The organism is Oceanisphaera arctica, assembly GCF_002936955.1.
Taxonomy (GTDB): Bacteria; Pseudomonadota; Gammaproteobacteria; order Enterobacterales; family Aeromonadaceae; genus Oceanimonas; species Oceanimonas arctica.
This window is the reverse complement of the sequence record NZ_MPZM01000016.1, coordinates 21,691-35,974: the sequence shown is the minus strand read 5'-3', so window position 1 is coordinate 35,974 and position 14,284 is coordinate 21,691. Positions and strand designations below refer to the sequence as shown.

The 14,284-nt window shown below is 58.2% G+C and carries 11 protein-coding genes; 3 read left to right on the top strand and 8 right to left on the bottom strand.

The genetic code is table 11. The features are described from left to right. The first annotated feature begins 60 nt into the window (after window positions 1-60). Window positions 61-2,133: an ATP-dependent DNA helicase RecG gene (gene recG, locus UN63_RS09175; RefSeq protein WP_104486466.1), complete on the top strand. Its 2,073-nt coding sequence runs from the start codon at window positions 61-63 to the stop codon at window positions 2,131-2,133. A gap of 275 nt (window positions 2,134-2,408) precedes the next feature. After that, the gene (locus UN63_RS09170; RefSeq protein ID WP_104486465.1) at window positions 2,409-4,442 is read left to right on the top strand and encodes an AsmA family protein; all 2,034 of its coding nucleotides are present in this window, start codon (window positions 2,409-2,411) and stop codon (window positions 4,440-4,442) included. 17 nt (window positions 4,443-4,459) lie between these two features. On the opposite strand, the gene UN63_RS09165 is transcribed toward UN63_RS09170, so the two are convergent. The 5 genes from UN63_RS09165 to typA all read right to left on the bottom strand — a co-directional run bounded on the left by UN63_RS09165 (window position 4,460) and on the right by typA (window position 9,724). After that, a complete protein-coding gene (locus tag UN63_RS09165) occupies window positions 4,460-5,350 on the bottom strand; it encodes a bifunctional GNAT family N-acetyltransferase/hotdog fold thioesterase (RefSeq protein ID WP_104486464.1) in 891 nt (296 codons plus the stop codon). An 85-nt stretch (window positions 5,351-5,435) separates the two neighbouring features. Next, window positions 5,436-5,873: a D-aminoacyl-tRNA deacylase gene (gene dtd / locus UN63_RS09160; protein ID WP_104486463.1), complete on the bottom strand. Its 438-nt coding sequence runs from the start codon at window positions 5,871-5,873 to the stop codon at window positions 5,436-5,438. Further along, window positions 5,870-6,829, bottom strand: coding sequence for a prolyl aminopeptidase (gene pip / locus UN63_RS09155; protein ID WP_104486462.1), 960 nt, complete (start codon window positions 6,827-6,829; stop codon window positions 5,870-5,872). Before pip ends, dtd begins: the two co-directional genes overlap by 4 nt. After that, the gene (locus tag UN63_RS09150; protein WP_104486461.1) at window positions 6,829-7,731 is read right to left on the bottom strand and encodes a virulence factor BrkB family protein; all 903 of its coding nucleotides are present in this window, start codon (window positions 7,729-7,731) and stop codon (window positions 6,829-6,831) included. Before UN63_RS09150 ends, pip begins: the two co-directional genes overlap by 1 nt. A gap of 166 nt (window positions 7,732-7,897) precedes the next feature. Continuing rightward, a complete protein-coding gene (typA, locus tag UN63_RS09145; RefSeq protein WP_104486460.1) occupies window positions 7,898-9,724 on the bottom strand; it encodes a translational GTPase TypA in 1,827 nt (608 codons plus the stop codon). 345 nt (window positions 9,725-10,069) lie between these two features. Between typA and glnA the strand changes: the two genes are divergently transcribed. Continuing rightward, window positions 10,070-11,479 (top strand): glutamate--ammonia ligase, encoded by a 1,410-nt coding sequence (gene glnA / locus UN63_RS09140; protein WP_104486459.1) that lies wholly within the window; start codon window positions 10,070-10,072, stop codon window positions 11,477-11,479. Window positions 11,480-11,679: 200 nt separating this feature from the next. Here the strand turns inward: glnA and UN63_RS09135 are convergent, their stop codons facing one another. The 3 genes from UN63_RS09135 to slyA are packed head-to-tail and all read right to left on the bottom strand — an operon-like array spanning window position 11,680 to window position 14,206. Further along, the gene (locus tag UN63_RS09135) at window positions 11,680-12,696 is read right to left on the bottom strand and encodes a DUF2955 domain-containing protein (RefSeq protein WP_104486458.1); all 1,017 of its coding nucleotides are present in this window, start codon (window positions 12,694-12,696) and stop codon (window positions 11,680-11,682) included. A 10-nt stretch (window positions 12,697-12,706) separates the two neighbouring features. Next, entirely contained in the window at window positions 12,707-13,756 is a 1,050-nt protein-coding gene (locus UN63_RS09130) for an HlyD family secretion protein (protein WP_104486457.1), read from the bottom strand. Window positions 13,757-13,774: 18 nt separating this feature from the next. Then, window positions 13,775-14,206: a transcriptional regulator SlyA gene (gene slyA / locus UN63_RS09125; protein WP_104486456.1), complete on the bottom strand. Its 432-nt coding sequence runs from the start codon at window positions 14,204-14,206 to the stop codon at window positions 13,775-13,777. Between the last annotated feature and the right edge of the window lie 78 nt (window positions 14,207-14,284).

Sequence of the window (14,284 nt, the reverse complement as noted above, 5' to 3'; positions counted from 1 at the left end):
CAGTCCCATTTTAATCCCGGCTTTGCTATCCTCTGTATATATTTACAGGGTGGGGCCGTTATGAATCTGGACAAGATGTCCCTCAGTCTGCTCAAGGGCGTGGGCGACAAGATGTTGGAAAAACTGCACCGGCTGGGTCTGGATACGGTGCAGGATCTGCTGTTTCACCTGCCGTTGCGCTACGAAGACCGCACTCGGGTCTGTCCCATCGCCGGGCTCATGCCCGGCATGCATGTTTCCGTGATCGGCGAAATCGTCGACAACAACATCAGCTATGGCCGCAAGCGCATGCTTGTCTGCCGCATGCGGGACCACAGCGGCACCCTGACCCTGCGTTTCTTCAACTTCGCCGCCGCCCAGAAAAACAATCTCACCGCCGGTACCCGGCTGCGGGCCTTCGGCGAAATCAGACCCGGCCATCACGGCCTGGAAATCATCCACCCGGAATACAGTCTGCAGCAGGACGACCAGCCGGTGGCCGCCGAAGCCAACCTGACCCCGGTGTACGGCACCACCGAAGGACTGCGCCAGATAAGCCTGCGTCAGCTCACCGATCAGGCGCTGGCGCTGCTGGAGGAGCAACCGCTGCAGGAATGGCTGCCCGATGGACTATACGACCGCCAGCTTGGCCTGAACGACGCCGTACGCCTGCTGCACCGACCGCCCGCAAACGTGGCCCTATTCGAGCTGGAGCAAGGAAAACACCCGGCCCAGCAACGGCTGGTGATGGAAGAACTGCTGGCCCATAACCTGTCGGTACTCAAGGTACGCGAGCAGAGTCAGTCCCATCGGGCCCGGGGCCTGTCTTATCCCCGCCCGTTGATTGACGACTTTCTGGCCCGGCTGCCTTTTTCTCCCACCGGCGCCCAGCAGCGGGTTGTCGCAGAAATAGGCGAAGATCTGCAGAAAGACGTGCCCATGATGCGGCTGGTACAGGGCGACGTCGGCTCAGGAAAAACCCTGGTGGCGGCGCTGGCGGCACTGCAGGTGATCGGCAATCAGGGGCAGGTGGCGCTGATGGCGCCCACCGAACTGCTGGCCGAGCAGCATGCCAACAACTTCGCCGCCTGGCTAGCCCCGCTCGGTATTCAGGTCGGCTGGCTGGCGGGCAAGGTCAAGGGCAAGGCTCGGGCCGAACAGCTGGAACGGCTGGCCAATGGCGAGCTGGGGATGATAGTCGGCACCCATGCACTGTTTCAGGAGCAGGTACAGTTCAACGCCCTGGAGCTGGTGATCATCGACGAACAGCACCGCTTCGGTGTGCACCAGCGGCTGGCCCTGCGCGAAAAGGGCAGTCAGGGCGAATTTTACCCGCATCAGCTGATCATGACCGCCACCCCCATTCCCCGCACCCTGGCGATGACCGCCTACGCGGATCTGGACACTTCCATCATCGACGAACTGCCGCCGGGGCGCACCCCGGTGACCACAGTCGCCATGCCCGATACCCGCCGCGACGACATCGTCGCCCGGGTGCGGGAAGTCTGTCGGGAGCAGGGTCGCCAGGCCTACTGGGTCTGCACCCTGATCGATGAATCCGAGGTGCTGGAGTGCCAGGCAGCGGAAGATGCCGCCGCCGAACTGACGGCTCAGTTGCCGGAGCTGAAGGTCGGCCTGGTACATGGCCGCATGAAGGCGGCAGAAAAACAGGCGGTGATGGCCGACTTCAAGGATGGCAGGCTGGACCTGCTGGTCGCCACCACAGTGATAGAAGTAGGGGTGGACGTACCCAATGCCTCGCTGATGATCATCGAAAACCCGGAACGTCTCGGCCTGGCCCAGCTGCATCAGCTGCGCGGTCGGGTCGGTCGCGGCGCCGTGGCCTCCCACTGCGTGCTGCTCTATCACGCCCCCCTGACCAAGACTGCCGGTCAGCGACTGGGGGTGCTGCGTGACACCAACGACGGTTTCATCATCGCCCAGAAGGATCTGGAAATTCGCGGCCCGGGTGAGCTGCTCGGTACCCGCCAGACCGGTCTGGCAGATCTTAAAATTGCCGATCTGGTGCGCGATCAGGCCCTGTTGCCCGAGGTACAGCAACTGGCCCGCTACCTGGCCGATCGCCACCCGGCGGTAGTAGAACCGCTAATCCATCGCTGGCTGGGACAACGGGATCACTACGGCAAGGTCTAGGGCTGCTTTGGGTCACCAATCGTGCATGCCGCGGCCAAAGGGCCCGCTCCGCCGACTCGCTACGAGTACATCCATGTAAGCTCAGACATGCCATCCATGGCATGTCATGGTCGGCGGAGCAGATCCCTTTGGCCTCCTGAAACGCCGATATCGCTTGATGGAGCCACCAGCAGGCGACTCTTTAGCGATGAAAAGACTGGCTATGCATGGCGGGCTATTTCCGCCCCAGTTCAAGCTATGTATGATACAAGTATCGGATTTTAAAGGGATACACCATGAAGAAGCTGGCCAAATATCTGCTGGTGCTAGTGCTGGTACTGCTGCTGGCCGGCTGGCTGCTGCTGAGTGTTTTTGATGCCAATCAGCTGAAAAAGCCGGTGCTGGGCTGGCTGAACGAACACACAGCGCTGGATCTCACCGTCGGCCGCCTGGAATTCAATCCGCTGCATCCCTATACCCTGCTGGCGGAAGACGTACGCCTGGGCGACTGGTTCAGCGCCCGCCAACTGTATCTGCAACTGGCGACACTGTCGCCGCTGTCGGGCCAGACCCGCATCGCCACCCTGGACGTGATCGACGGCAAGCTACAGTTGGATAACGCCACCGAGCTGGCGTTGCCGGACAACCTGGCCAACATCACCATCGACGAACTGAACACCAAAAACCTGAGCCTGACCTGGAATGGCTGGGAGGCCAGAGGCGCCGACCTCACCCTGAATCAGTGGCAGCCCAGGCGTGAGGGAACATGGCAATGGTGGTCGGATCTCGAGGTTGACGGCCAACTGCGTCAGCTGTCTCACCCCTCGCTGAACATGGCTCAGATCAACCTGGCTGGTCGTATCAGCCAGCAGCAACTGATGCTGGATCGGGTGCAGAGCCGCTTGTTCGACGGCCTGTTCGATTCGGCCGTAATACTGAATCTACCGGCCCGGGAGCTGACCCTGAACGAACCGCAATTCAGCCATAATAAGCTGCAATTCGAACGACTTCCCCGGCTCGATAAAGACTGGACTGTGCTGCTCAACCGCGGCCAAATCAAAGACGTCAGCATCACCAGCCCGGCACTGACCGCCAACGGCATCATCGGTGACATTCGCTATCTCGAATGGCAGGGTGGTGCCCTGCCCGAGGCCAGAGGCACCTGGCAGGCCAGCGAGGCGGTTCTGGACTGGCTGCGGCTGGATAACCATCAGGGACAGCTGTTGAGCAGCCGGGAACAACTGGGACTGACCCTCAGGGGCAAGGCCTATCAGGGCACCTTCGACACCGAGCTGCGCTGGTATCCGCAGCAGGGCAGACTGGATATCGATAACCTGCAGTTGCAGGACAACAAGCTGAACTGGCAGCCGGATCTGTACTGGCCGGTGCCGGATGTCCGCATTCACAAGCTCAACCTGAACCAGGGCGAGCTGTTGTCGCTGGATCCAAAGCTGCCGCTGTCGTTGCTGGGTGGAGAGCTGTTTATCGCCGATCTGGCCTGGTCTGCCGCCCAGTGGCGTCCGCTCAGCGAGCTGGCCCGTCTGGAAGGCAGCTGGAGCGAAATTGCCTTCGACAGCCTGATCGCCCGTCATGGCCATTTCAACGCCCGGCTCGATGATACCCGGCTGTTGCTGGACAAGCTGAGCACAGACGCCCTCGACGGCCGTATCAACCTCGATGGCAGCATAGGGCTCTACTCGCCTCATCAGGGCAAGCTCCGGCTGGAAGGGAAAGAGCTGGAATTGCGGCGGTTAAGCCACTGGCTACAGGCCGAACGCGACTTTTCCGGCCAACTGGATATCAATGCCGACCTCGCCGGGGCGATTCGCCAGCCCGTCAGCTGGGAAGGCTCCCTGGCGCTGGATGGCCGCGATATCTTCATCGAAAAACTGGGGCTGGATGAGTGGCTGAAACACCGGCTGGGCGAAGACTATCGTCGCCCGACCCGGGTCGACCCGATACTGGCGGCGCTGGATCTGGAGCAAAGCGACGGCTTTATCTATCGCGCCGATTTGAAAGGTCCGGTAAAACAAGGCAACTGGCAACTGGACGGCAGTGCGGTGCAAAGCGTACGCCACCTGCTGGCGGTTCGCGGGGCGCTAAACTTCGCCGGAAGCTGGCAGCTGGAGTTGGGCGCGGTCAATGATAAAGGCTGTCGAGAGCTGGCCATGCGGCTGAGTGAACACTGGCAGGCACCCCGATTACGACTACATCAACCATCGCTGACCACACCCTGTCAGCCTTGGTACAAAGGCCCTGTGCCCTATCCCGCCGCCGGTCTGCCCGGAGGACTCTTAGAGGCGGTACGCAAGCTCAAGAGCGGGGATTAGGGACTGGGGACTGGGGATTAGTGCGGCAGGATCACGTAGCGGCCGGTGAAGCTGGCGGACTTGTGTTCGCCGCTGTACAGAGTCACGTTAAGCTCTATTCGTACCCGTTCACCGACCTGCAACGGCATCAGCTGCTCCCGCAGCCGGCCCTGTACCTCGGCTATGGGTTCGTCCCATACCGGAGTCATGTATTTGATGTCGCCGTGGCCCTGCACTATGTCGCCGCTGAGTCCGAACTCCTGCATCTGCAGCCAGATAAGGCCCCAGCCGGTCAGCACGCACTGGCTGTAAATACTGCCGGCAAACATCGACTCGTGCATATTGAGGTTGGCGGTCAGATTGGCCTTGGTCTTTAATCTGCTGCCGGTGTACTGAATGATCTTGACGCCCATCTTCTCACTGATGGGAATGCGTCTGTGCCACTGGCGTTGCAGCTCGTCACAGAGCTCGGGACGGTGCCGGATCTGATGAATCGAGGTCAGCGCCTTGATCATCTGCCGGTGAGGGATCTTGCCGAAACTGATGGGGCCTTCGCCCACCACGGTAAAGCCGCAGCGACTGTAGAACGCCACCGCTTCCTCCCGGGCATTCATCACCAGCCGACGCACTCCCTGCTGTCGGGCCACCTGCTCCAGCGCCTGTACCATACGGGTACCCATGCCATGGTCGCGGCAATCGGGCACCACCGCCATAAAGCGGATCTGGGCCTCGTCACCACTGACATAAAGGCGACCCACGGCCACCAGATTATCGTTGTTATCCACCATCATGCGATGGTGGGCATATTCGTCGAACTCGTCTCGCTCCGAGCCTCGGGGCTGTTGCCAGGGCTTGCGCAGCAACAACCAGCGCAGCTGGTAATAGGCTTCAAGTTCCGCTTCCGATTGCGGGGTGACCACACGATACATGGTCTGCTCCTGTAAGGGTTATCTGGGGATATATTGCCGTGAGATGCGGCAGTGTACAATTTGTGGTTACTTCAGAGTAGCGGCTTCAAACCTGCAGCCAGAAGGTGACGGGGCCGTCGTTGGTCAGGCTGACCTGCATATCGGCGCCGAAGCGCCCCGACTCGGTCTTGATGCCCTGATCCCGCGCCGCCATCACGAAATAGTCATACCAGCGTTCGGCGTCTGCCGGCGCCGCCCCGCGGGAAAAGCCGGGCCGCAGGCCGCTGTGGGTATCGGCGGCCAGAGTGAATTGCGACACCACCAGCAGGCTGCCACCTGCCTGGCGCAGGTTCAGGTTCATCTTGCCCGCATCGTCACCGAATACCCGATAGCCGAGCACTTTGTTAAGCAGCTTGTCGGAGCGACCCTTGTCATCATCGCGTTCCACGCCCAGCAGCACCAGCAGGCCGGGGCCTATGGTGCCCACAGTGTTACCGGAGATACCGACCGACGCCGAACTCACTCTCTGGATCAGAGCTATCATGACTGCACCAACTCCTTCGCCATCTGATCGGTGGCTTTCACCAAGGCGTCTATAATACCCGGTTCGAAGGCGGAGTGTCCGGCTCCCGGTACGATTTGCAGCATTAATTCCGGCCAGTGCTCCGTCAGACTGACGGCACCGCCCAGCTTGCAGATGGCATCATAACGGCCGTGGACCAGTACGGCGGGTATATTGCGCACTTTTTCAAGATGCCTGATGATATAGTTTTCTTCTATAAAACAGTTATTTATAAAGTAGTGACATTCGATGCGTGCCAGCGCCAGGGCGGCATGCGCCTCGCCATAGTAGGCCTCTGCGTCTGTTCTCGGCAACAGGGTCGCGATACGCCCCTCCCAGATGGCCCAGGCCCGGGCCGCATTGAGCCGGGCCAGTTCGTTACTGCTGGTCAGCAGGCGATAATAACGGCTCAACAGGTGGCGGGCATCCCCCTCCAGCGGGACCAGAAAATCCCGATAATAATCGGGAAAAAGCTGGGCTGCACCGCCATCGGGTTGATAGAGCCAGTGCAGATCCTGCTGCCGGCCCAGAAAGAGACCGCGCAGCACCAGGCCTTTTACTCGCTCGGGATGATCGATGGCATAACACAGGGCCAGGGTCGAGCCCCAGGAGCCACCAAATACCAGCCAGGAGTCAATATTCAGCGCCTCGCGGATCTGCTCCATATCGGCGATCAGTGCCTGAGTGTGATTATCGGCCAACTCCGCATGGGGCTCTGACTGACCGGCCCCTCGCTGATCAAACAGTATGATGCGGTAGCACTCGGGGTCGAAAAAGCGCCTATGCTCGCCGCTGGTGCCGGCACCAGGCCCGCCGTGCACCAGCACGACCGGAATGCCGAGCGGGTTACCGCTTTCTTCCACATAGAGTCGATGTCGCGGCGACACCGATAACCACTGCTGGCGATGGGCACCAATACTCGGATACAGAGTTCTCATCAATCAATGTCCTCGGCAGAATCGGGATTCTCGTCTTCAAAGCTTAGCCCCTGTCGTCGCTCGTAGTCACCGAGGCTGGCGGTCAATTCGGCCCCCAGTAAGGCAATCATCCAGCTCAGATAGACCCAGACAAAGAGAATAGGAATGGTGGCCAGGGCGCCGTAAATCGCCTCATAGGACGGAAACTGGGTGATGTAGAAGGCGAAGGCGCGTTTGGCCATCTCAAACAATAATGCCGCCACCAGAGCCCCGCAGATGGCATGGCTGAAGCGCACCCGCACGTTGGGTACCACCATATAGAACACCACGAACATCAGGGTCGACAGCAGGAAGGGCAGAAACCCCAGCAGCAGAGTCCCTATCCCCAGCACGGTATCGGCCTGGAACACGCGCAGCGAGGTAACGTAGGAAGTCAGCGCCAGGCTGGCCCCGACCAGTATCGGGCCCAGAGTCAGTATCATCCAGTAGGTGGCAAAGGCCACCGACCAACGCCGCTTCTGGGTGACCCGCCAGATATGGTTGAAGTTCTCGTCGATGGCGGAGATCAGCATCATGGCGGTTACCGCCAGCGCCGCTACCCCAATCGCCGTCGTTTTGGACGCATTATTGATAAAGCCTTGAATGCTCTCCTGCACCACCTCCCCGGCGGCAGGCACGAAATTGCTGAATACGAACGTCTGAATGGTATCCCGCAGCTCGGCGAACATGGGGAAGGCCGACATCATGGCAAACACCACCGCCAGCATGGGTACCAGCGACAGCAGGGTGATATAGGCCAGGTAACCGGCGGTAATCTTCAGCCGATCCTTTTGTATCCGTTTCAGCATGAAGCCGCCGAAATCCGCGCCATGTTCACGTATGAATTGCAGTCGATGTCTGACTTGCGCGACAGCTTGACTCATAAGGACCTCGTTTCGCTACTAAGAGGTTTCCATTGTGGCAAATTAATCAGGCACAGTGCCAGTCGGATATCCTCATACCGGGGACTCCCTTCCCGAAATCACCCGCCAGCGCATAATAAAAAGGGCGCCTTAAGGCGCCCTTTATCGTTAGCTTAGCTAGTCGGGATTAATCGCGACCAGAACGCTTACGTTCGTTTTCAGTCAAACCACGCTTACGAATACGCAGGTGGTTTGGCGTCACTTCAACCAGCTCATCGTCACCGATAAACTCCAGTGACTGCTCCAGCGTCATCTTGATAGGCGTTACCAGAGTCAGCGCTTCATCGGTACCTGAAGCACGAACGTTGGTCAGCTGCTTACCTTTAATGCAGTTAACAGTCAGGTCGTTAGCACGGCTATGAATACCAATTACCATGCCTTCGTACACTTCGGTGGCGTGATCGATAAACAGACGGCCACGTTCCTGTATGTTAAACAGCGAATAGGCAGAAGCCTTGCCCTTGCCGTTGGAAATCAGTACGCCGTTGGTACGAGCACCGATAGTGCCGCCTTTATGAGGACCGTAATGGTCGAAGCTGTGGTTCATCAGACCAGAGCCTGACGTCAGCGTCATAAATTCGGTCTGGAAACCGATCAAACCACGGGCCGGGATAATAAAGTCGATACGTACACGGCCTTTACCATCTGGCACCATATCGGTCATTTCGCCTTTACGCTCACCCAGCTTCTCCATGATGGAGCCCTGGTGCTCTTCTTCCACGTCTACGGTCAGGTTCTCGAAAGGTTCCAGCTTGACGCCGTCTTCTGTTTTCAAGATAACTTCCGGGCGAGATACCGCCAGTTCGTAGCCTTCACGACGCATGTTTTCGATCAGGATGCCCAGGTGCAGTTCACCACGACCAGATACGCGGAATTTATCCGGATCCGCGCCTTGCTCAACACGCAATGCTACGTTGTGCACCAGCTCAGACGTCAGACGCTCCATGATGTTACGCGAGGTAACATACTTGCCGTCTTTGCCGGCAAACGGTGAGTTGTTAACCTGGAAGGTCATGGTCACGGTCGGTTCGTCTACAGACAACGGCGGCAGTGCTTCTACTTCGCCCTGGGCACACACGGTGTCAGAGATTTTCAGTTCGCCCAGGCCGGTAATGGCCACGATGTCACCGGCGTTACCTTCGCTCGCTTCGGTACGCTGCAAGCCCAGGTAGCCCATTACCATGCCAACTTTACCGTTACGAGTCTTACCATCGGCACCCACTATGGTGACCTGCTGGTTAGTTCTAACGGTACCGCGCTTGATACGACCAATGCCGATTACACCTACATAAGAGGAGTAATCTATCTGAGAAATCTGCATCTGTAACGGACCATCCTGGTTCGCATCAGGTACCGGTACTTGATCGACTATGGTCTGGAACAGTGCTGTCATGTCTGGCTCTGGCGCATCCACATCCAAGGATGCCCAACCGTTGATGCCAGAAGCATAAATGACCTGGAAATCGAGCTGGTCGTCGGTAGCACCCAGGTTATCGAACAAGTCAAAAATCTGGTCCAATACCCAGTCAGGGCGCGCGCCTGGCTTGTCGACCTTGTTGATGACAACGATAGGCTTAAGGCCTTGGGCAAACGCTTTCTGTGTTACAAAGCGAGTCTGCGGCATAGGGCCTTCCTGGGCATCAACCAGCAGCAACACTGAGTCAACCATAGACATAACACGTTCCACTTCACCACCGAAATCGGCGTGTCCTGGGGTGTCTACGATGTTGATGCGGTATTCTTGTGCGTCGGGAGCCTTCCAGCGAAGAGCGGTGTTCTTGGCAAGAATGGTAATGCCGCGCTCCCGCTCTATATCGTTGGAGTCCATGACCCGCTCTTCCGCTTCGCCACGGCTTTCCAGGGTGCCGGACTGTTGCAGCAGCTTGTCCACCAGGGTGGTCTTGCCATGGTCAACGTGAGCGATGATAGCGATATTACGTAAGTTTTCTAACATTCCTGCCTCAAAATACCGGGGGTGGATAAAAAATCGTCGGTCATTTTACTCGGCCACCACGGATCTGCCTAGCATAATTGAAAATTACTGCTCGACAACTTCCCAAGTGGCATCGAATGCACCATGATGATCTGCGCCAGATCCAAATGCACCAAAAAGATCCACCAATGCACCAATGTAGTGCAAATCAGTGCGGCGTAGTCGTTACTGGTTCCCGAACATCAGGGTAAAACACTAGTATGACAAGCATTTGGCAATGTGGCACAGTTTTCGCTTTATACTTCGTTGTATATGATGAATTTGTTCATCAAACCCTAGGATGATTATTTTTGGAGGTCGAAATCCATGTCAGTAGAAAACGTAATGGACATGATCAAGGAACACGATGTCAAATTCATCGATCTGCGTTTTACCGATATCAAGGGTAAAGAGCAGCATATCAGCATTCCGGTCAATCAGATAAACGACGACTTCTTCGAAGAAGGCAAGATGTTCGATGGCTCTTCCATGACCGCCTGGAAGACCATTCATGAGTCCGACATGGTACTGATGCCCGACCCGGCCTCCGCGGTGATGGACCCCTTCACCGAAGACGCCACCATGAATATTCGCTGTGACGTGCTCGAGCCAGCCACCATGCAGGGCTACGACCGTGATCCGCGCTCCATCGCGCGCCGCGCAGAAGAATACCTGGTGTCTACCGGCATCGCCGACACCGTGCTGATCGGCCCCGAGCCCGAATTCTTCATGTTCGACGACGTGCGTTTCCACACCGACATGGCCGGCAGCTTCTTCAAGATTGATGATCAAGAAGCCAAGTGGAACTCCGGCAGCGAATATGCCGAAGGTAACAAGGGCCACCGTCCGGGCGTGAAGGGCGGCTACTTCCCGGTTGCCCCTATCGACTCCTCTCAGGACATCCGCTCCGCCATGTGTCTGATCATGGAAGAGATGGGCCTGGTGGTTGAAGCCCATCACCACGAAGTGGCGACCGCGGGCCAGAACGAAATCGCCTGCAAGTTCAACACCCTGACCCTGAAGGCCGACGAAATCCAGATCTACAAGTATGTAGTTCACAACGTCGCCCACGCCTTCAACAAAACCGCCACCTTCATGCCCAAGCCGCTGGTAGGTGATAACGGTTCCGGCATGCATGTGCACCAGTCTCTGGCCAAGAACGGCGAAAACCTGTTCGCCGGCGACCTGTACGGTGGCCTGTCCGAAATAGCACTGTTCTACATCGGCGGTATCATCAAGCACGCCCGCGCCCTGAACGCCATCACCAACCCGGCCACCAACTCCTACAAGCGTCTGGTGCCCGGCTTCGAAGCCCCGGTAATGCTGGCCTACTCTGCCCGTAACCGTTCCGCGTCCATCCGTATCCCTCTGGTCAGCTCGCCCAAGGCCCGCCGTATCGAGACTCGCTTCCCGGATCCGGCTGCCAACCCTTACCTGTGCTTCGCCGCACTGCTGATGGCCGGTCTGGACGGTATTCAGAACAAGATCCACCCGGGCGATGCCATGGACAAGGACTTGTACGATCTGCCAGCCGAAGAAGCCGCCGGTATCCCGACCGTGGCCGTGTCTCTCGATAATGCGTTGGATTGCCTGAATGAAGATCGCGAGTTCCTGACCCGTGGTGGCGTGTTCAGCGACGAGTTCATCGACGCCTACATCAAGTACAAGCGTGTTGAAACCGAAACCATCAACATGGCGACGCACCCGCTGGAATACGACCTGTACTACTCCGTATAAGGACAGCCACAGGCGCTTCCGTCTAAATACAGACGCAAGCATCTTGGTTTAAGTCAGGCGGACAGCTATAGGCTGAAAAGTGAAAAGGCCCGGGAAACCGGGCCTTTTTTGTTTGTTATCTGGTCGCATTTTGGAGCCATAGTCCAGAGGCAACAAGGTTGCCTCTGGACTATGGCTCACGCCTCCCCCCTCACACAGAATTACCCCAGAATCTCGTGCCGGGTGGAGGGAAACAGGTTGAGCACCTTGTGCACCAGGTACACACAGCACAGGGTCAGCAGTATGGCCACCGTCATCGAGCTCATCCGGTACAGGGCGCTGTACACCAGATCGTGCTCCGGTGACACATACTGGCCGAACAGTATGCCGACCGTGGTCAGGCCGGCAAAACCCACTCCCGGCATGCCCTCCTTGACGTGCCAGCGCGCAAATACCATGACACACACCCAGAATGACAGCATCAGCAGCAACAGGTTGTGATAGTGGCTATATAGAAACAGCTGGCTCAGCAAGCCCAGGGCGCAACCGAGCAGGGTTCCCATGCAACGCTGGCGGCCCGATTGTACCGCCCCGACAAAACTCATGGGGAACAACACCAACACCGTCGCCACTTGGGCCGAAAGCGAGTCCACCAGATCGACCGTCTGAAACACCACAAAACTGAACGTAGCCACTATGGCCCCCAGCAACACCTGATGGCGAACAAGATTGTCGCTCTTGGCCGGCAGCGCCCTTACCACCGGCGGCTCACGAGCAGGAAATACCCAATAGGCGATATAGGCCATCGCCACCGATAACACCGAGGCGGTGATATTGCTCATCGCCATGTCGGCCAGGTCGAAATGCGCGTAGCTGGAAAAATGCAGCATGATGCTGAGGCTGACGCAACCCGAGGCACCAAACAGCAGCAGCGGCCCCCTGGCCATCAGCAGGAAGCGCCACAAAAACAAGCAAAATACCACCACAGTAAAGGCGGGGGGCCAATGATTGAGCAGGCCGGGCAGCACCATGATCTCGAGCGAAGTCAGCAGCGACGAGCCGATAAACTGAAGGCTGACGAAGCGGTTCAGCACCGGCACCATACCCAGCAACAACATGGGGTAGACGGTGAAGAATACCCCGAAGTTCCAGTTCATCATCTTGGCAATCAGCATGCCGGCGGCGCTGCCGAAGGCGATACGCAGGCAGACTCGCAGCCGATCCGGAGTCAGTTCCATGGTTTATTCCTCAGTACAGGTAACGCAGCAGGCTGACCACTCGGGCCTGCATGGCAGCCAGGCCATGGAGCACAGGGTTGTCCACCGGATACAGCTGCACCGTGGCCTTGGCACCGGTGGCCAACGGCGGCCACGCTTCATCCAGCGTAATATGAGTACGCAGGCGCTGGGCGTCACGTACCCAGCGATCGGAATTGACCGGCTGGGCCAGCAGCCCGTCGGCCGCCTGCTGGCCTTCCCTTACCCCGCTGTCGATGCTGGTGACGTGGCCGGCAAAAACCTGTCCCGGCAGGGCATCGAAGATGATCTCTACCGGGGTGCCGGATTGCACATGGCGCAGACTTTTCTCGCGCAGGTCCGCACTCACCCAAGCCTGATCCGAAATCAGCGCCAGCAGGGGCTGGCCGGCGGTGGCATGCTGACCCTGGCGCAACTGCAGATTGCCGATGCGGCCACGACTTTCCGCCTGAACCCGGGTGCGGGCCAGCTCGAGTCGGGCCTGGCGCAAGGCCACCTCGGCCTGTTCGACGGCGATACCCGCCGCCGTCACCGCCTGACCGACTTCCTGCTGTCGGGCGTTGGCCACGGTGAGCGCATCACGCGCCAGGCTGGTGCTGGTGTTGGCCTGCTCCAGCTGTTGCTGTGACATATGACCCTGTCGATGCAAGCGGGCTATCCGCGCCGCCTCCCGCTCCTGTTCATTCACCTGCAATTCGGCCTTGTGGACTTCGGCCTTCACTTCCGCCAGACCGGATTGCGCTCTTTGTTGTTCCACTCTTGCCTGACTCAGCGCCAGCTCGGCCCGCTGCACCGCCAAACGGTAATCGCTGTCGTCCAGCTCAAACAGCAGCTGCCCCGGCTCCACCAACTGATTGTTGGTGACATGCACCCGGCTGACCTGGCCGGACACCCGGGCCGAGACCGGCACCACATAGCGCTGGATACGGGCTTCCGGAGTCATCGGCATGTAGTTATCGGCAATCACGAAATAGACAAAAAACAGAAAAAAGGCGCTCAGCGCTATTTTTATCCAGCGACTAAAACTCTGTTCTGGCGTCATTGTTACCTCGGTAAGGGGTTATTCTTTGTGTCCACAGAGCCCGTGCAGGTTCTGATTGATGTGTTCTGCCACGCGGCTGAATTCCCGGATTTCCTGCTCGCTCAGACCGGCCAGCACCTGATTACGTGTACTTTCCAGAATAGTATCCATTTCGTTCATCAGCGGACTGACTTGTGCAGTCAGGTGAACCGTCTTGCCTCGCCTGTCGTTGATACAGGGCCGACGCTCCACCAGGCCGAGCTGCTCCAGCCCGTCCAGGGTGCGTACCAGTGACGGGCTTTCCACCCCGACCCGGCGCGCCAGCTGATGCTGCTGAATGCCATCTTCGTATTTCAGATGCGTCAGGGTTATCCAACGGCTTTGGGTCAGCCCCAGCGGTTTGAGTCGTTCATCGTTGAGCCAGCGCCATTGCCGAACCAGACAGGACAGAGACATTCCCAGGGTTTTCATTGCCACCTCCGAATTAGTTAGCATGCTAATTATGCTCTTGCTAACTATATTATTCAAATTCCTGACGACATCATTCAC